Annotated in this window: 17 protein-coding genes; 7 read left to right on the top strand and 10 right to left on the bottom strand. The window is 70.1% G+C overall.

Features of this window, described 5'->3' with window-relative positions:
- Nucleotides 1-518 precede the first annotated feature (518 nt).
- Nucleotides 519-962, top strand: coding sequence for an isoprenylcysteine carboxylmethyltransferase family protein (locus E1287_RS16095; protein ID WP_243719067.1), 444 nt, complete (start codon nucleotides 519-521; stop codon nucleotides 960-962).
- A gap of 134 nt (nucleotides 963-1,096) precedes the next feature.
- Here the strand turns inward: E1287_RS16095 and E1287_RS16090 are convergent, their stop codons facing one another.
- The gene (locus E1287_RS16090; RefSeq protein ID WP_131965748.1) at nucleotides 1,097-1,672 is read right to left on the bottom strand and encodes a TetR/AcrR family transcriptional regulator; all 576 of its coding nucleotides are present in this window, start codon (nucleotides 1,670-1,672) and stop codon (nucleotides 1,097-1,099) included.
- A gap of 86 nt (nucleotides 1,673-1,758) precedes the next feature.
- Between E1287_RS16090 and E1287_RS16085 the strand changes: the two genes are divergently transcribed.
- From E1287_RS16085 to E1287_RS16065, 4 genes are all read left to right on the top strand, one after another.
- Entirely contained in the window at nucleotides 1,759-2,238 is a 480-nt protein-coding gene (locus E1287_RS16085; protein ID WP_131965747.1) for a DUF2867 domain-containing protein, read from the top strand.
- A gap of 866 nt (nucleotides 2,239-3,104) precedes the next feature.
- Complete coding sequence (locus tag E1287_RS16075) at nucleotides 3,105-4,001, top strand: hypothetical protein (RefSeq protein WP_131965745.1); 897 nt, start codon at nucleotides 3,105-3,107, stop codon at nucleotides 3,999-4,001.
- A 24-nt stretch (nucleotides 4,002-4,025) separates the two neighbouring features.
- Nucleotides 4,026-4,532: a hypothetical protein gene (locus tag E1287_RS16070; RefSeq protein WP_131965744.1), complete on the top strand. Its 507-nt coding sequence runs from the start codon at nucleotides 4,026-4,028 to the stop codon at nucleotides 4,530-4,532.
- A 198-nt stretch (nucleotides 4,533-4,730) separates the two neighbouring features.
- Nucleotides 4,731-4,910 (top strand): hypothetical protein, encoded by a 180-nt coding sequence (locus E1287_RS16065; RefSeq protein ID WP_131965743.1) that lies wholly within the window; start codon nucleotides 4,731-4,733, stop codon nucleotides 4,908-4,910.
- Between the two features lie 23 nt (nucleotides 4,911-4,933).
- On the opposite strand, the gene E1287_RS16060 is transcribed toward E1287_RS16065, so the two are convergent.
- Nucleotides 4,934-5,275 carry a hypothetical protein gene (locus tag E1287_RS16060; RefSeq protein WP_131965742.1) on the bottom strand — a complete coding sequence of 114 codons (342 nt, stop codon included), beginning with the start codon at nucleotides 5,273-5,275 and terminating at the stop codon, nucleotides 4,934-4,936.
- Between the two features lie 916 nt (nucleotides 5,276-6,191).
- The gene (locus E1287_RS16045) at nucleotides 6,192-8,399 is read right to left on the bottom strand and encodes a hypothetical protein (RefSeq protein ID WP_131965740.1); all 2,208 of its coding nucleotides are present in this window, start codon (nucleotides 8,397-8,399) and stop codon (nucleotides 6,192-6,194) included.
- A 201-nt stretch (nucleotides 8,400-8,600) separates the two neighbouring features.
- On the opposite strand from E1287_RS16045, the gene E1287_RS16040 reads away from it, so the two are divergent.
- Entirely contained in the window at nucleotides 8,601-8,924 is a 324-nt protein-coding gene (locus tag E1287_RS16040; RefSeq protein ID WP_131965739.1) for a nuclease-related domain-containing protein, read from the top strand.
- 118 nt (nucleotides 8,925-9,042) lie between these two features.
- Entirely contained in the window at nucleotides 9,043-9,396 is a 354-nt protein-coding gene (locus tag E1287_RS16035; RefSeq protein WP_131965738.1) for a hypothetical protein, read from the top strand.
- 36 nt (nucleotides 9,397-9,432) lie between these two features.
- Here the strand turns inward: E1287_RS16035 and E1287_RS16030 are convergent, their stop codons facing one another.
- From E1287_RS16030 to E1287_RS16000, 7 genes are read right to left on the bottom strand one after another with little or no spacing between them, the layout of a single operon-like run.
- The gene (locus tag E1287_RS16030) at nucleotides 9,433-10,224 is read right to left on the bottom strand and encodes an ABC transporter ATP-binding protein (RefSeq protein WP_131965737.1); all 792 of its coding nucleotides are present in this window, start codon (nucleotides 10,222-10,224) and stop codon (nucleotides 9,433-9,435) included.
- A complete protein-coding gene (locus E1287_RS16025; protein ID WP_243719065.1) occupies nucleotides 10,221-11,315 on the bottom strand; it encodes an iron ABC transporter permease in 1,095 nt (364 codons plus the stop codon). Before E1287_RS16025 ends, E1287_RS16030 begins: the two co-directional genes overlap by 4 nt.
- The gene (locus E1287_RS16020; protein WP_131965736.1) at nucleotides 11,312-12,268 is read right to left on the bottom strand and encodes an ABC transporter substrate-binding protein; all 957 of its coding nucleotides are present in this window, start codon (nucleotides 12,266-12,268) and stop codon (nucleotides 11,312-11,314) included. The genes E1287_RS16025 and E1287_RS16020 overlap by 4 nt, the downstream gene beginning before the upstream one ends.
- A gap of 15 nt (nucleotides 12,269-12,283) precedes the next feature.
- Nucleotides 12,284-13,516, bottom strand: a complete 1,233-nt coding sequence (locus tag E1287_RS16015; protein ID WP_131965735.1) for a YcaO-like family protein — start codon at nucleotides 13,514-13,516, stop codon at nucleotides 12,284-12,286.
- The gene (locus E1287_RS16010) at nucleotides 13,513-14,907 is read right to left on the bottom strand and encodes a YcaO-like family protein (RefSeq protein WP_131965734.1); all 1,395 of its coding nucleotides are present in this window, start codon (nucleotides 14,905-14,907) and stop codon (nucleotides 13,513-13,515) included. The genes E1287_RS16015 and E1287_RS16010 overlap by 4 nt, the downstream gene beginning before the upstream one ends.
- On the bottom strand, nucleotides 14,907-16,301 hold the full coding sequence (locus tag E1287_RS16005; RefSeq protein WP_207934244.1) for a CocE/NonD family hydrolase: 1,395 nt from the start codon (nucleotides 16,299-16,301) through the stop codon (nucleotides 14,907-14,909). The genes E1287_RS16010 and E1287_RS16005 overlap by 1 nt, the downstream gene beginning before the upstream one ends.
- Nucleotides 16,298-17,074 carry a hypothetical protein gene (locus tag E1287_RS16000; RefSeq protein WP_131965733.1) on the bottom strand — a complete coding sequence of 259 codons (777 nt, stop codon included), beginning with the start codon at nucleotides 17,072-17,074 and terminating at the stop codon, nucleotides 16,298-16,300. Before E1287_RS16000 ends, E1287_RS16005 begins: the two co-directional genes overlap by 4 nt.
- Between the last annotated feature and the right edge of the window lie 249 nt (nucleotides 17,075-17,323).

Genomic DNA, 17,323 nt, shown 5'->3' with positions numbered 1-17,323 from the left:
ACCCACGACCGGCTCCCCGACCGGGTCGCCCCCGTCCCCCCGCACTCACACCCACGTCCTGAATAGGCTGTCCCGGTGCGCCCTCCGAAGGGCCGCCACCAGGCCGGACCCATCAGAGCGCCGCCGGACGGGAAACGCACGGCGATGAGACAGGCAAGAAGCGCCGATTTGACGGTCGTCCATTCGGCGGCGCTCACCGCGAACATCGACGAGTCGTGGTCGACGCGAGAACGGCCGCCCGGTCGACATTCGCCAGATCGTCGCGATGCCGGGCCCGGCCTGCCCGACGACCTGGCGAAGCTCCTTCGCGAAAGAATGCAGCCCGGCCCTTCCAAGGGACGAACGCACCCGGCGAATATGTGCGGCGAACTGCCGCAGCCAGGGGGTGGCACGTCCGAGCGGCTCGGAGTGCCGGTGTCCTGCATGGCCTGCCCCCGGGGGCTTCGAGAGGAGTGCGTGTCGCGCGAAAGGTACCGGCATCCACGGTCAGCGCGGCCTGGCTCTTGGTGGCGCCCGGCGTGGTCGCGGGTCTTCTGCCCTGGTGGATCACTGGATGGCGGCCCCGTGGCCTCGGAATCTGGTGGCTGCCCCTGCTCGCCGTCGGCGCAGGGCTGATCTTCCTGGGCGGGGCGGTGTTGCTGCACGCGTTCGCCCGGTTCGTACGGGAGGGATGCGGCACGCCCATGCCGGCCGCCGCGCCGGAACGGCTCGTGGTGAGCGGGGCCTACCGGTATGTGCGTAACCCCATGTACGTGGCGGTCCTCGCGGTCATCCTCGGCCAAGCCTTGGTGCTCGCCCGGCTCGAACTGGTCTGGTACGCGGTCGCTGTGTTCGTGACATGCGCCGGATTCGTCCACCTGTACGAGCAGCCTGCCCTGCACCGGCGATTCGGCGGCGCCTACGAGGAGTACCGGCGCGCGGTCCCGGCCTGGATGCCGCGCCTGCGTCCATGGAACCCGTGAGACCACGGCGTCTCTAGCTCACTCCATGCGAACTGCTCAGGCAGCCTCGCCGCACCATGCGCACGCTCAGGCGACCGCTTAGCCGCTGATCGAGCTGGACGTAGGGCACGAAGAGCTCTCGAACAGGGCAGCCTTCAGGCGTTGTGGGGCCGGTCGAGCAGCAGATCGGCGGCGCGGGCGAGGACCTGGGCCCGGGTACGGCCGCCGTGGTCGGCGGCGAGGAAGTGCTCGCCGATCGCCGCGCAGAACGCGAGCAGGCTGCGGGCCTCGACCTCGTCGGCGTCGGCGCAGAAGGAGCCGATCACCTCGCGCAGCAGGGCCATGCGCCGGTTGTCGACCCGCCGCAGGCGTGCGGCGACCGCCATGTCGCGCCGCGCCCAGTTTCGGATCGCGAGGTCGATGGGCAGCAGGCGGTCGCTGGAGAAGGTGAGCCCGCCCGCGCGCTGGACCTTGGTCTTCGGGTCGCCGCCCTCGCGCTCGACGCGGTCGATCACGTCGTCGACGCTCTCCCGCTCCCAGACGTCCAGCATCGCCTCCAGCAGCGCGTCGCGGTCCGCGAAATACCCGTAGAACCCGCCTTTGGTGACACCGAGCCTCTTCGCCAGCACCTCGACACGGACGGCGTCCGGACCGCCGGCGGCCAGCGCCCGCAGCCCCTCCTCGATCCACCTGTCACGCGGCGTGCGAGTCGCGCCCACGATGTGCCCCACCTCACCTCTCCACCGCATATACGCCACCGTATACATCGCCTAACCTTTGTCTATACGCTACCGTATACATGAATGGAGCCCACGAAATGACCACCGGCCTGGTCGACAGATCCGTGGGGACGGACGACGTCCCGCGCCCCGTCCGCACCCTCAGCTCGCTGTCCGACATCGACTACGTCGATATGTTCACCCTCACCACCGATAGGGACGCGACACCGGAACAGTGGGCCCGGGCGATGTTCGGCGACATTCCCACCCCCGCGGAACGATTCATCTGGCGCGCCCTGCTTGGCCTGCGGCTCGCCAAGGGCCGATCACCGGACACCGTGGCCGGATGGCAGATCACCGGACGCGGCCGGAACTGGATCCGGCTCGAGGCCGCGTCCTGGTTCCTGACCGGCAACCTTCTCGTCCAGACGACAGACGGACACGTTTCGCTGGCGACCTTCCTCCGCTACGACCGGCTCCTCGGCCGTCTCGCGTGGTCCCCGCTATCCGCCGTCCACCGGCGGCTGGCACCCGGCCTGCTCCAAGACGCAGCAACAAGAATCCGCCCGCCCAAATAGCACCCAGCTCACCTCGTCGCGGTCTACACACCCCATCACCCAGATAGCCTGGCGCGGCGTTCACAAAGTGTCCAAGCTCTCAAACGCGGGGTACTAGGCGTTCTGCAACCGGCTGATCGTCCAGCCCGCCCGCTACGGATGGTCGCCCCTGTTCGCCAGCTGCGTTACTCTCCTGAACTTGAGAAATGGCTGACTCTGCCCTACCCGCTCCATCAGGCTAAGAAGGAGGCCGAGTACGCATCTGCCGATAGCGCCGACCGATCCGCATCCAGCCAGAATCTCGCCGGCTGGACGGCATTGCGGAGGCACGGGTCTGGGTGGGACCCAGAGGGCGCGCGGCCTTACACCCGACGGCCTCTGCGGGCTTTGGTCGGGAAATCCCGTGGTCTCACGGAGTCATCGCAGCTTCTTCTCGAACTCGCTTGCTCCATTCGTTCCTACCTGTGGAGTCCATTCCCTTCAGTTCGGGTCATCGCAGCGAAGGTGACCTCCGTGGAGTTCCCCGCGCGGCGCGCGAAGAAATGCGCTTGCCGTCACTTCGGTGGCCAAGTGAGGGGATTTCCTATTTCCATTCATGAAGCACAGGAACCGATCTCACCAGGCATGCTCCGGGGGCCCGATCACCAGGTCGACAATGGCTCACGATTGTGCGAAATATTATCGAGCCTGTCTCCAATGGAGATCGTTGACGGCTGCCTGCCCTGCGCCCCACTGCAGGATCGAGCGATGCTCGCTCTCCATACCGTTGAGACTTGATCCGCACTGATTGTCCGCGCTCTGCCACCAGGCCAGTGATTTGTCCGTACCCTTGGAAGGTCGCCGACCGGCCGTGTCCAGCGACCGCACACGCGGAGGGACAAGTTTCGATGGCAAAGCCGCTGACGATGGAAGTGCTTTTGTCAACGCTGTTGACCCTGGACGAGATAGGAACCGCGCTGACGCAATTGATCATCAGGGTGCGGATCAGCAGGACAGGTGTCACCCACGCACCTCAATGTCGGCAGGTCGGCAAAAATACCGCGCCCGAGGAGGTCACGACCGTCAGTGAGCTCCGCAGCGGTGGCGAGTTCCGGCCTTGTCGAACGTGCGGTGGAGCTGTCGTCGAAGAGCTCTCCGCAGTCCAGGCCGAGCAGCTTGCGGCACTCAGTCCGGTCCTGGAGAGACGCCTTATGCAGGCAGGTGAACAGGAGCGGGTCAGGCTGGAGGAGCAGGAGCGAATACGCCCTGCCGACTTGATCGATGAACGCGCGGGATCCATCGTGAACCGCTGGGACTGGAAGATCGAAGAGGAAAGGAGGCTTGCAGCCCGGTACCCGGCGGAACACCGTACCGCAGTCGTCGCTTGCGACGACTGCGATGCTGAGGCGACCGTCAGCTTCGATCCGCGATCTCTTGAGGTCTCCTACGTCTGTCCATCCGATTCGGAACATGGTTTCGCCCGCCTGGGTGATGGCGGAAGGCGGCTGGCCGCGTGGGTGCACTGCGGGGCGAATGAGCTGGTCGCCCTCGGCCTGGTTGCGCCGGTGCTCGCTGGAGGAGACGACGCCTGGGCCACGACGTATGCCACTCGGGTCGAGGACTACCGAACCACCGTTTCGGCCATGGAGGAATTCGACCGGGCATGCCCTCCCCGGCTGCGCCTGGCGCCGGACATTCGGTGTGGTGAATGCGGCGATCCCCTGAGCTCGTGGCCGGGCATCCCCCGAAGCGGAGCGCGGATCGAAGCGCATTATTCGTGTGACAACCGGCACGAAGACGGCTAGTACCGACACCACGAGAAGAGCTTTGTGGATGAGCGGATCGATTCGATCTTGCATCGAAGGCTCCGTGACCATCCATCTTGGGTCACCGCCAAGGAACTGGAGCCCGGTCAAAGCTCACTCGTAGGCTACGCGGACGATCTCGCGAGGAAGATCGCAGTCTTCGACGTCTGCGTCGGAGCGGCGAAGTCGGTCGACGAGCTCGTCAAGATCAGGTCGCGGCTGGCGGAAGAACTCGACCTGGTCTCCAGCATCCGAGATCAGGGCTGCCTGGCCATAGCGGACCTCACACAATATGCAGCGGGCCATGCCTCGTTCACTCATCGATGGAGCTTCACCGAGCTTGCCCGTGCCCTGCTGACGGAGCGAATTGACGTCACCGAGCGAACTGTAACAGTCGTCACCCCCTTCGACGAGGGGACGCCACTCCAACGGCTCCTGCGCTCCCGCGAGATCAAAGACGAACTGGCGGAACTGCGTGAGCATCAATGCGAGCTTGAGGAAGAGCTGGCCGATCTCGAAAGACAATTGTGACTGTCCTCTGGGAGGGCAAACTGCAAGATACTTGTTCTGTTGCGACCCCGCTGGAACAGGTCCGCCTGCCCAATCGCCGGGGCTGGGCTTCGGAGGGTCGGCGCGGGTATTTTCTTGGCCGTCCCAGCGCCATGGGGTCACCAGGACGGCGTCGATGCCGACCCGGCAAATTCACCCGCTCCCGCGTGGCGGTCCAACGTGACACCAGAGTCGGCGAGCCGCAGGCGCTACTGCGAGTTCGAGGACTTCGACGGGGTCGTGCAGCTCTTCGAATGGCACGGCCGATTCCCGCCGATTCCGGGCCGCGTCTACTTTCGGCTCGTCCCCGAGCAGCGGAAGGCCACGGTCGCGGACATCGGAAGCAAGCTCGGCATCTGACCGCCGGTTACGCGCCCTCGACCTCATCGCCCACGTCCAGGCCACTTTCGGCGCGGACCTTTCGCTGCATGGTCGGCGAGTGATCCTTCGCCGGGAACATGCCAGTGCCGTGTCCCCTGGGCGTGCTGCTCGACGCCAGATGCCTGCTGGCGGATCATCTTCACCAGGCCGCTCGGCGAGTACGTCTTGCCATCTGCCTGCAACGGCAACTGGTTGGTCTTGGTGTTTCGCCAGATGGCGCGGAGCCGGTCCGGCTCCTCCTCCAGCCAATCAGCCATCTCCCGACGTTCGGGCCGGGTGACCGGGCGGAATTCCAGCACCGTCCCGTCCTCGATACGTCCGGCGTTGACCAGGGGCTGCACCACGTCGACTTGCCGTCCCCGCTCCTCCGAGCCGGAGCGACCCGCCGGATGCGCTCGGTATTGCGCATCGCGGGAAGGACCTGGCTCTTAGGCCCGTACTCCGCGTCGATACTGTTCATCATCCAGTTCAGCGCGTCCTCGGTGAGTTCGGTGGCCCGCGTGAGCTGGGCATCCCAGTCGGTATCCGGGTCGCTGATCCGCGCGGTATCGAGTTGCCCGAAGACCACGTGCGTAAATGAGCAGGTCCCCAAGGCTGGCCATGGCCGCTGCACGCCTGATCAGGCCCTCGTTGAGGTCCTTGAGCCAGGTGCGCACGGCGCGCAGCACCCGGACTCTGCGCCAAACGCCGTACGCGTCCAGCCCAGGAGGAACAGGGCCGCATAGGTTCGGTCCTCCCAAAGAGCCGACGTGTCGCGCTTGGCCCTGGCGGCGAACTCGGCGTTCGGGTGCGTCGCGGCGGGGGCCAGCGCGGCCTCGTTCATCGAGCAGCCTTTGTCCTCATTGATGCGCTGCCCGCTGCGTTTGATAGGTGCAGCCGGTGGGCGAAATCCTGCTGGAGCGTGATCTGGATATCGTCGAGAGCCTTGAAATCCCGGTCTTCAATGGGGTTCTGGGTGTTGGTGCCGGTGATGACCTGGTCACCGAATCTGGGCGGGCAGTTTCCCGTGAGATGAGGCGCACGAGCACCCGTCCCTGCCGACCTTCTCGATGTCGGCGGTGCAGGCTCGGTGGATCGCGGTCCACCGTCTGGCCCCGTTCACGACGCTGGCCCCGGTCAGGTGGAAGTCGCCCACGCAGCCGGGCCGGCCGCTTCCCGACCTCTTGATCGAGTCACACAGCAGGGTGATGCTGTTGCTGAAGTACCAGAAGTGCTCGGGGCTCGCCAGCAGGGTGTTCCGGAACTTGACGTTGACGTCAGTTAGCGCTTGCTGGCCCGCGCGACGAGATCGCGGACGATAGCGCGCCATCGCCGTGCCGCAGCGCCTCGCCAGCCGGTGTCATCCCCGGGGCGCCACTCACGAAGCTCGTCCAATTCGGACCTCATGGTCGCCAACTCCTGGGCATTGGGCTGCGAATGCTCGCTACGCAGTCGTTGTGCGATCGCCTGAAGGCGATGAGCGGCGCGATAGTAGCCCAATTGAGGATCAGTGAGCCTGCGCGGCGCGTACCCGCCGCACTGCGAACACCAGTCGAAGTCTTCGTTCCCGAGCAGGTCTGCTGCAGTCAGCAGATCATAGTATTTGGTGACACCCGCACCCCTTGAGTGGGAGCAATAGGGTGAATGCCCCTTACCCATGGTGGCTGGGTCAGCGTCGGTGGTGTAGATCTGCACGTCGGCCAGGACGCTCAGTGGAGCTCCGATTCCGCCACCAAGAAATTCGGTCTCGTTCTCTTGCTGAAACGGTTGTAGATCAAGTCCCTCTGTCGCAAGGAGCGCATTCCATACCGCGACGGGAATGGTGCGGTTCCGGTAGGCGGTGAGGTCGTCCAGGATTCGCAGGTCATCGACGTTCCGTGCCAGAGCGAGACAACGCAAGGCCCTGTCCCGCTCTGCAGCACTGTGGTAAGGCGCGCTGAGGCTGGCCTGAAGCCACGCCTCGCCCGTCGCTACCCCGAGATGCTGGGCGAAGCCCTGATCACGAGGCGACCGATGCCTGTGCGTCCAAACCCGCTCGGGGTCCGCATGGTCCTTCTCGGCAATTCGTTGCGTCCAGGGGTCGATCACCGATGCGGGTAGATCCGAAGCGGCCGCAATGAAGACTCCGCGCCATCCGGTCTCGCATCGCTTCTCAACGACACTCACGGGCAGGACCTCAACGCCGTTCTCGGCGGAGAAAACTATGGCGAGTTGCTCGGTGGCAGGGGTGTCGGCCGCGCGCAGCGCCCGCAGGTGTGCTGCTGTGATGGGCCGCCGCTCCGCCACGGGGGCGTCGTCGAGGATGCCGGGTGTCAGCGACCCGTCCCCCTCTCGAGTGTCCGATGGGGCGGGTAGCCCGTCGTCGCCGGGCTCACAATCAAGGGTGGAGCCACCCGCGAGCAGCCGTTCGCCGATCGCAGCTGGGACGCGCAGTAGCATGGTTCGCCGCCCCCAGTCCGCCTCCACGGTGTACGTGGCGAGAACCCCCAGGTCCCAGTGGGTTACCGACTCATCGAAGTCGCCGCGGTGTCGTCCTTCATCCGTTTCGCTCTTGGGAACCCGTGCGAGGACCGGTTGCCCCATGAGGTCCGGATGCGCGTCGGCCTTTGCTTGAGCCTGCGCTACCCACTCAGAGATCAGCTCCTCACCCCGCGTTAAAACCAGATCGCGCTTCTTGCGTTTGCGCTCGATGCCGCGTTCGAGATCGTAAATGAGAAGGGAGTGTTGATCCGGCGTGAGCCAGTCCGATGCGACGCTCTCCTTCCATCGCAGCCACAGCCTGTGGAGGCGGGATCTTACGGTCGTCGCATCACCCAGAACGGAAAAGTCTGGATCCTCGGCGGGGAGTTCCGGATCCGGTGTCTGGAATACCGCGGTCGCCACCTTGAGCGCCTCCGGCCGACAGAACCGGGCCGCTGTTTCGCGCGACGCTTCCACGTACTCGCTCTTTTGGGCCAGCATCGGCCGTGCCCAAGGTTCCAGCCACGGGTACTGCCTGACGGTGGTTAGAGCTCGATGGAGGCTCTCGGCAGCACTCGCCCACCGCTGGAAGACCGCTTCCCTGGTGGAGCGAGCTTCTCCGAATTCTGGCCACAGATCTTCGTTTTCGCTCTCTTCGGGAGGGTAATCACCCTCGCGAAGCCGCAGCACCGCTCGGCTTACATCCTCCTCTGTACACTCCTCGTCATCCGGCGCGGAATAGATGGCGAGTTCGTAGCACAGCCCCATTCCTGTGATTGCTTGCAGGAAAACGTTCAACGCGGTGCCTGGCCGCGCCCAGCGTCCCCATACGCCGCAATGCCGGCACATGCGTCCGATGGTCTCGGCGTTCAGCGGAAGCGTCAGCGAGCGGATGTCCTTCGTCCGCAACGACGAGCACGATCGGTCGGCGTGCAGGCGGGCGCTCTTGCCCTTGGCGGCATGGACGTTGATCTGCGTCCCCTCGAACGGACCCAAAGGAATGTCGGCGGGCAACGCGAAATCGGGCACGGCTCTCCCCTTTGGCGGCTCCAGTGGACGGAGTATCTCGAACCCGCCGGGATGGCCGCAGGCGAAGCGGAGACCGGAACCGGTCTTCCCGCGACCCAGTGTGGGGGACTTCCGTCGTGCTCTTGACCAACACGGTGGATAACCGCGGCCTGGCGATGTTAGATGGGCTGCGAAGCGGCGGAAAGGCGGTCCGGTTAGGTCATGGCGGACATCGTCGGCGGGGGCCACCGGTCAACGACGCTGAGCGCGACCATCGCGCATCTGCGTGACCACGGGCCCGACGACTGGCTGATACCGCACAACATCGAGCTCCCAGTCCGCGGTGACATGTACGAGGTCGACCTGGCCGTGGTGATGCCGCATGCGGTGTGCATCATCGACGCCAAGGGGACTAGGGGACGCGTCGAGGTGGCTGGACGCAGGTGGTATCCGTCCAATCGCGGCTACTTCTACTCTCCGGTCCCTCGCCATGGCCTCGGGGCTGGTCGGCGTCTGGCTGCTGAGGCGCGTGCTCACCGGCATTGAACTCGAAGACCTGGTTTCCGGCCTGCTCAAATGCTGCGCGCCCGGCTTCGAGGCGGCTTCTCGGTCAGCGGCGGAGTGAAGCCTCAGCGCTTGGCACACCCTGCTGAACGGCACGAACGTGTGGTACGACGGCTGGTTCCGCACGACGGTGTGGTTGTTGCAGGTGCCCGTCGCGGCCCTGCTGCTGACGAGGCTGTTGTCTCCTGCGTACCGTCCCGGGCAGGGCAGGCTCGATGGGGTGGGCCGCCTTGTCGCGCGGGTCGGCGCTGCGGCGACCATCGGCGTGGTGCTGGCCGTGGCCGCCAGCGGGCGTGACGGCGGCCGCACCCCCGGCGTTGAGGGTGCTGAACCCGCTGTTACGCGGCCCATGATCTGGATCGGCCTGGCCGTGTTCGCCGTCGCGGTGACCGTGGCCGTCTGCCGGGTGAGGCGCCTCAGTCCCTCCCGGCAGGTCACGTCGGTTCGGGAGTAGGAGGCCTCGTCGCGGTGAGGGACAGGCTGAGCGGTTTCATCCCTCGCTGGGGACGGGGTCGTGCTGGTCGTGGAGGCGGACGGCGATTCGGGGGAGGCCGTCGGGGCCCAGGGTGATGTCGGCGTCGACCTGGTAGACCGTGCGGAGCAGGTCGGCGGTGACCACGTCGGCGGGGGCGCCGTCGGCGACGATGCGGCCCTCGTCGAGCACGACCAGGCGGTCGCAGGCCGCGGCGGCCAGTTGCAGGTCGTGCAGGGCGATGAGGGCGGTGACGCCGAGTCCCCGGAGGAGCCGGAGCAGTTCGACCTGGTGGTGGAGGTCGAGGTGGTTGGTGGGTTCGTCCAGGATGAGCAGGTGGGGTTCCTGGACGAGCGCGCGGGCGAGCTGGACGCGCTGCCGTTCCCCGCCCGACAGGGTGGCCATGGAGCGGTGTGCGAGGTCGGTGATGGCGCAGCGGCGCATGGCGTCGGCGATGAGGCGGTGTTCGGCGGCCGACAGGCCGCCGAGGGGGCCCTGGTGGGGGATGCGGCCGAGGGCGACGATCTGCTCGGCGGTGTTCTCCAGGTCGGCGGGGGCGTCCTGGGTGAGGACGGCGACCTTGCGGGCGAGGGCGCGGGCCGGGGTGCGCCACACGTCGGCGCCGTCGACGCGGACGGTGCCGCTGTCGGGGCGCAGGCTGCGGTAGACGCAGCGCAGCAGGCTGGACTTGCCGCTGCCGTTCGGGCCGAGGAGCCCGGTGATCTGGCCGGGCGGCACGTGCAGGGTGATGTCCGACAGGCGCGCGGGAGCCCAGGCCAGGTTGTCGATCTCGACGGAGACGGGGGTCACTGCCACCTCCGGCGGTCCGCGCGGCGCAGCAGGACGAGGAAGAACGGCGCGCCGAGCACGGCGGTGATCACCCCGATCGGGATCTCGTCGGGCTGGTTGAGCATGCGGGCGCCGACGTCCACCCAGACCAGCAGGATCGCGCCGGTCAGGGCGGCCAGCGGCAGGACGCGGCGGTTGTCGCCGCCGACGACCAGGCGGACCGCGTGCGGGACCATCAGGGCGACGAAACCGATGCCGCCGCTGACGGCGACGACGGCGCCGATGACCAGGGCGCAGCCGATGATGAGGCGCCGCCGGACGCGGTGGACCTCCAGGCCGAGGCTGGTGGCGCCCTCCTCGCCGAGGACGAGCGCGTTGAGCCGCCCGCTCTGCGTCCAGAACCACAGGGCGCCCGCGGTGACGACGGCGATCGGGACGCCGATGTCGCGCCACTGGGTGCCGCCGAGCCCGCCGAGCATCCAGAACATGGCCGAGCGGACGTCCTTGTCCGGGGAGGTCAGCACCAGGTAGTGGGTGATGGCCTCGGTGAACGCGGCGACCGCGACCCCGGCCAGGATGAGCCGGGTCGGCGCGAGCAGCCCGCGGCCGCCGGCCAGCAGCATGACCATGGAGAACGTCGCCATCGCGCCGAGGAAGGCGGCGACCGGGAGGGAGAGCGTCCCGAACGGGGCGAGGCCGGCGATGATGACCAGGACCGCGCCGAAGGAGGCGCCCGAGCTGGCGCCGATGAGGTAGGGGTCGGCGAGCGGGTTGCGCAGCACCGCCTGGAGCACGGTGCCCACGGCGGCCAGCCCGGCGCCGACGGCGGCCCCGAGCAGGACCCGGGGCAGCCGGATGTCCAGGACGATCACCGCCCGCGGTCCGGTGGGGGCCGTGTCCACCAGGCCGGGCAGGTAGCGGTGGCCGATCACCTGGGCGACGTCGCCGAAGGGGATGGACACCGGCCCCAGCCCGACCGCGGCGACCATTGACAGCGCCAGGACGGCCGCGAGGCCGCCGACCAGGGCGGGCAGCGCGGCGCGCCGGACCGCCGGCTGCCGGGGGGCCTGGTGCCGCGGACCCCGCCGGGCGTCGGGGGCCTTGACCGTCACCGGGCGAGCCCCTCTGCGAGGGTCTTCAGGGCGCGCCCGCCGCGGACGCCCGGCTGGGTGTCGTTGACCGGGACGACGATGAACCGGTTCTCCTTGACCGCGGTCACGTCCTTGATGGGGCCGTAGGTCTTCATCCAGGCGATGGCCTTGTCGGCGGGTTCGAACGCCTGGTCCTCGACGAGGATGGCGTCGGGGTTCCGCTTGACGACCTCCTCCCAGCTCACCTGCTTGAAGGAGGTGACCTCGGGGAAGATGCCGGTGCCGCCGGCGCGGCGGATCAGGTCGTCGACCAGGGCCGAGGAACCGGCCGTGGTGGGCTTCTCCTTGCCGCCCGCGTAGTCGAAGACCTTGAGCGACCCCGGGACCGCCTTGACGGCGTTGATCTCGGCTTGGAGCTTGGCCGCCAGCGCTTCGCCGCGGTCCTGGACGCCGAACACCGCGGCGAGGGCGCGCACGTCGGTGTAGACGTCCTCGATCTTGGCCTTGTGGCCGGGGCAGTTGGCCGACAGCAGGTAGGTGTTGACGCCCTCCTTGCGCAGGACGGCGCGGTCGCCCATGGCCTTGGGGCCGTAGTCGTCGGGATAGCCGCTGACCACGAGGTCGGGGTCGGCGGAGTAGACGACCTCCTTGGACGGCGGCGGGAACGCGCTCTCGGCGATGACCTTGACGCCCCGCAGGTCGTCGGCGTACTCGGGGACGATGTCCTTGGCGGCCACGGTGCCCGCCAGCTTGTCGCGAAGGCCGAGCGCCAGCAGGACCTCGGTGGCCGGAGTGCTGGAGGCGACCACCCGCTGGGGGGCGGCGGTGAAGGTGTAGTCGGCGCCGCAGTTGCGGGCGGTGACCGGGGCGGAGGACGCGGCGGCGTTCGTGCCGTCCGAGCCGCCGCACGCCGTCGCCGTGGTCATCAGCAGGACGGTCGCGACGGCGGGCGCGATGGAGGCGATCTTCTTCATCGGGGGGTTTCCTTTTCAGGCATGGGGCACCGGCAGCGATTCGGGGTCGGGGGGAAGGGGTTCGGCGCCGTCCCCTAGGAGCGGGAAGGCGGCGGGCCCGGTGGAGCGCAGCCCGGGCACGACGACGCGCGCGACGGCCAGGCCGAGCCGGTCCAGGTCGGGAGGGGTGAGGTCGACGGTCACGACCGGCAGGCCGCGGGCGGCCAGCGCGGCGTCGAGGTCGATCCGGCCGGGCCGCCAGTGGCCTTCGGGTCGCCCGTCCGCCAGGCGGGCGACGACCCGTCCGGCGATGCGGGGGTCGGCCAGCAACTGGAGGGTGCAGGCCAGGTCGGTGGCGTCGGACAGGTCGGGCAGGTAGGCGTCGGCGTAGCGCCGGTCGTGGCGGTGGGGTTTGAGCACGCCGGACCATTCGGGCAACCCGTCGATCACCGCGTCCAGCGTGTCGAGCGACACCAGCGCCTCGGCGGTCGCCTTCGCCCCGGCGGCGGCGACCGGATCGCGAGCGTCTGGGACGAGCGCGCAGCCGGCGCCCAACCGGTCGCCGTCGCCCTGCGCGACGCACAGGACGACCGGCGCGCCCACAAGGTTCGGTACCTGGAACCAGCGGAGCCGCACACCGTCCGGGACGGGCAGTGGCGGCCCCGCCAGGGGAGGAAACGCTCGGTGCCCGTGCCAGGCGGTGGCCAGCGCATGCCGTTCGACGACCTCGGCCAGGGCGGCCGCGCGGGCGGCCTCCAGGGTCGGTCCGGCGGCGATGCCCGCCGCCACCGGCAGGTGAGCCGGACGCCCGCCGACCTCGGCGTGCTCGCCGGGAGCCAGCCACACCAGCGACGCCGGGACCAGGCATTCGGTACCGGCCGCGGTACGGCCCGAGACCCAGCGGATCGGGCTGTCGCCGTCCAGACCCGCGAACGGGAACCCGGGGCGCTCATGCTGGACGGGCGAATACAACGCCAGCGTCGAAGGATCCAAAGCTGCAGCGCCGAGCCGCCGCCAAGGGGAGCGCAGCAGCCGTCCGGCCGGGACCAGATGGCCCGCGTAGCGTTCGGCGGCCTCACCGAGGGCGCGGCGGGCGGCCTCGTCCGGGCTCGTCCACGAGGTGCCGCCGACCACCGGGTTGCCGAGCGGCAGCGCGAAGGCGTCGGTGGCGGCCAGTTCGGCGGTCGCGATGTGCAGCACCCCGTGGCTGCGGCCGGTGTCGAGCGTCCGCACCGGCCCGCAGCGCGGGTCCAGCAGCCCGGCGTTCACGTGTGCGGCAGCGGGACGAGGTTGATCTCGTCCTCGCGGATCGGGGCTCGCCGCAGGCCGAGCCGGACCGGATCGGTGCGCAGCCGCGTCCCGCCGAGGAAGGGGAACGCGGCGGGCGCGTTCGAGTAGGCGCCGGGCACCACCACGCGCGCCGCCCGGAACCCGGCGGCCGCGACGTCGGGGGTGGTGAGGTCCACGGCGTGGGCGGTCAGACCGGCCGCGGCGAGCCTCCCGAGGTACAGGTCGTAGGGATCGCCGCCGTGGGAGGGCAGCTCCTCCAGGCCGAGGGGCGGGTGATCGCCGGTGATGGGCTCCAGGTGGGGCCGCATGCGGGGGTCGAGCCAGATCTGGCTGTGGCAGGCGAGGTCGGTCACGTCCCGGAAGTCGGCGCGATAGGAGTCGGCGTACCGGCGGTCCGGGCGGTGCGGGTGGAAGAACTCGATCGGGATGGTGCCCTCGCGCGCGGACGTCCAGATGTCGCCGTCCCGGTCGAGCAGCCCGAGCGCGTAGCGGCGCAGGGTGACCGCCTCGGCCAGCGCCTTGCGCGCCGCGGCGGCGGGGTCGGGCCGTGCCGCCACCCCGAACACCGCCAGCTCGTGCTCGGGGTCCTCCAGCAGGACGCCGAGGACGGCGACGTCGAACACGGTCGGCAGCGCCACCAGCCGGTACCGGCACGGTCCCCGCGCGCCCGCCGCCCGTGCCCAGCCCGGTCCCGCGGCGGGCTCGGGCGTCAGGATCGGGGCCAGCCGGGGATCGTCGACGCGGACGGGACGGGCGGGCAGCCGGTTCGCCCACCAGATGACGGTGGCGTCGCGTTCGATGATCTCTTCGAGGGCGGCGGTGCGGGCCATCCGGTCGCCGGTCCCCGCGGCGATCCCGGCCAGCATCGCGAAGTTGGTGATCGGCTCGTCCAGCCGTGGCGGGTAGTGGTAGTTGACGTAGACCAGCGAGGCGGGCACCCACACAGGCTCCTGCGACGGCAGCGTCGCGCCTCGCGTCCACAGGACCGGCAGGTCGCCGGTGAAGGGGGTGAACGGGCAGCCGGGTTCGGCGTACTGGTCCGCCGAGTACAGCGCCAGGGCGGCCGGGTCCACCGCGTTCTCGCCCGCCGCGACGAGCTCGGAGTGAGCGGCCCGGCGCAGCCCGGCGGGCACGAAGTTGCCGCAGTACCGCTCCACGGCCTCGCCGATGGCGCTGAGCCGGGCCTGTCCCGGGTCGCCGAACGCGGTGCCGGTGGAGACCCGGTCGGCGGGCCAGGGCAGCAGGCTCGCGATGTCGGCGACATGGGTGCCGCACACGTCCAGGCCGCGGGGCCACCACGGCTCGGGCTCGGCGTGCACGATCTGGGTGATCACTCCGGTGCGCGGGTCGACCAGCGCTTCGGGATCCATCACGGCTCCTCGGCGGCGGACTGCGGCAGCCGCAGCGGTCCGGGCTCGATCTCGTAGCGGGCGGGTTCGCGCGGGGCGGGACGGCGGGGGACGCGACCGGCGGTCAGCTCGACGTGCAGGCGGTCGGCGGCGGGCAGGTCGGCCGCGACCGGCGGTAGCCGCAGCTCGGCCCGGCCGGTGCCCGCGGGGAGAGAGGCGGTGCCGTCCCCGAGGCGGACGCGCACACCGTCGGCCCGCTCGTGGACGAGCGTCGCCACCAGCTCCACCGGCCGCCCCGCTCGGACGGTCACGGCCAGCAAGGCCGAGCCGTGCCAGCGCAGCGGCCCCTTGGCGGTCAGCCGGACGACGTCGTCCCGGCGGGCGACGGCGGTCAGGTCGGCCGAGTGCGGCAGCGAGGGGAAGGGGTCGGCGGGATCGTGGAGAAGGACGGTCCGGGCGGCGGCCAGCGGCTCCTCCCGGTAGCGGGGGCGGCCGGGCGGGCGGGGATCGCGGTCGCGCCAGCCGCTTCCCAGGACCAGGCACCTTCGGGCGTCGGTCCACGCGCCGCCCTCGGCGATCGTGGCCAGCCAGCTCAGCATGACGTCGGCGGCGTCGGGCTCGGCGGGCACCTCGATCGCGCATTCCGGCTGGAGCCGGTGGGTGAGCGGGGACGCCCAGCCGCCGACGATCACGGTGGGGTCGGTGGCCAGCGCCGCGTGGTCGAGCGTGGTCTCCGCCGAGCGGCAGAACCAGCTCCCCAGGTGCAGGGTCGGGACGGGCACCGTCCGCACCGCGCGCGTCACCTTGCGGGCCTGGGCCTGGAAGGCGCCGGGCGCCGGCGGCCACGGGCCTACCTGTACCGGCCAGCGATCGGGTAACCCCGGGTCGTCCAGATCGGCGCCGAGTCCCGGCTCCAGCGTGAGGGCAAGGTCGAAGAGCCCGGGCCGTACCGCCGGGCCGGTCGCCAGCTCCGTGCGCCACCACAGCTCGTCGTCCAGCGGGGGCGTGCCGGTCGCCGGCCACGGCTGGCGGGACGCCACCGCCCGGACCGCCGGATGGTCCGCCGCGCACCAGGCCGCGAACGCCTCGTAACCGGTCCCGGCGAGCAGCGCCCGGCCGTCGCACCATGCCTGCGCGGCCGCCCAGTCCAGGGTGGCCGCGCCGTCGGGTCCCTCGTCGCGGCCCAGCCCGAACTCCCCGCCGGAACGGTGCCGTCCTCGCAGGTCCTGGACGTAGGCGGCGACTCCGGCCCCGGCGAGCGCGGCGGCCTCCGGCCACACCCCGGCCGCCCCGTACGGGGTGCGCAGGACGACCACCGGCGCGGGGGTGCGGGCGGGAAGGAACAGATCGCCGACCAGGGACACGCCGCCGGCGGCCCGGACGGCGACGTCCGCCTCGATCCGGCCGCCGCTCACCGGGCCGCTCGGATCGGATCGGGGGCCTCGCGCATCAGCCCCGCCGGGACGGGGAGCACCGGATGGCGGCCGACCCGCCCGGTGGCCGGATCCACCCCCGCCTGGACGCCCCGGCCGGGCGGTTCGCCGCCGCACAGCCAGCTCCGCACGTCCAGGGCGATCAGCGCGGCGGCCATGGTGGCGCCGAGCGCGCCCGCCGGGTCGGGTTCGGGACGTCCGCCCTCGTCCAGCCAGCGCCAGTAGGCGGCCAGCTCGGCGGGCCAGGGGCTGGCGGCCAGCCGCCGGATCCGGGTGTCGGCGTATCCGGCGTCGCCGGGCCCGATGCGGAACGGCCCGGCGTACCAGCGGCGGCCTTCCGCGTAGCCCCGGTGCCACGGCAGCCCGGCCTCCAGGCACCGGGCGTCCAGGCCGGTCCACCGCCGGTCGGGCAGCCAGGGCGCGCACGCCACCAGCACGTCCAGCTCGGACGCCTGATCGCACAGCTCCTCTTCCGAGCCGCGCCGGACCGTGACGCCGGTCTGGGAGAGCAGGGCGTCGAGCGTTCCGGCGAGCGGGCCGCCCCCGCTGATCCCGACGATCCCGGGCCGGGGCGCGGGCGGGGCGAGCACGCCCTCGTCCTCGAACACCGGCCGCAGCTCCGGCGCGTGCGGCTCGCCGCCGGCGCCGGCCTCGGGTTCGACGGCCAGAAACTCCTCGGCCGGAGTGTGCACCAGCCATCCGTCACCGGCCGGGATCAGCGAAACCCCACCGGCCCAGTGAAAGTCCTCGTCCATCCGGCCTTCCCGGGTCTCTAGTCTTGAAGAACCGGGTGCGGGCGTGATTCGCCCATGCCCGCACCCGGCCTGTCCTCATGTCACCCCCTCAGGTCAGCGCCAGGCGATGCTGGACTGCCGCGCCGTGGCGTGGTTGGAGGAGTGAAGCTGGCTGCGGCTCTTGGAAACCGCCAGCTTGGTGACCTTCATGTGTGCTCACCTCCTTCCTCGTCCCTCAGATCACTTCCGACCACCGCATTAGAGCGACAA

It is taken from the genome of Actinomadura sp. KC06, assembly GCF_004348735.1.
GTDB lineage: Bacteria > Actinomycetota > Actinomycetes > Streptosporangiales > Streptosporangiaceae > Spirillospora.
The sequence above is the reverse complement of the archived record's forward strand: the minus strand, read 5'-3'. Positions and strand labels throughout refer to the sequence as shown.

What these genes read in the sequence shown, in the direction of transcription:
- E1287_RS16085 (WP_131965747.1), top strand. Translation starts at nt 1,759, where the DNA reads ATGACCACCGGCCTGGTCGACAGATCCGTGGGGACGGACGACGTCCCG.
- E1287_RS16020 (WP_131965736.1), bottom strand. Translation starts at nt 12,268, where the DNA reads ATGAAGAAGATCGCCTCCATCGCGCCCGCCGTCGCGACCGTCCTGCTG.
- E1287_RS16040 (WP_131965739.1), top strand. Translation starts at nt 8,601, where the DNA reads ATGGCGGACATCGTCGGCGGGGGCCACCGGTCAACGACGCTGAGCGCG.
- E1287_RS16000 (WP_131965733.1), bottom strand. Translation starts at nt 17,074, where the DNA reads ATGGACGAGGACTTTCACTGGGCCGGTGGGGTTTCGCTGATCCCGGCC.
- E1287_RS16010 (WP_131965734.1), bottom strand. Translation starts at nt 14,907, where the DNA reads ATGGATCCCGAAGCGCTGGTCGACCCGCGCACCGGAGTGATCACCCAG.
- E1287_RS16075 (WP_131965745.1), top strand. Translation starts at nt 3,105, where the DNA reads ATGGCAAAGCCGCTGACGATGGAAGTGCTTTTGTCAACGCTGTTGACC.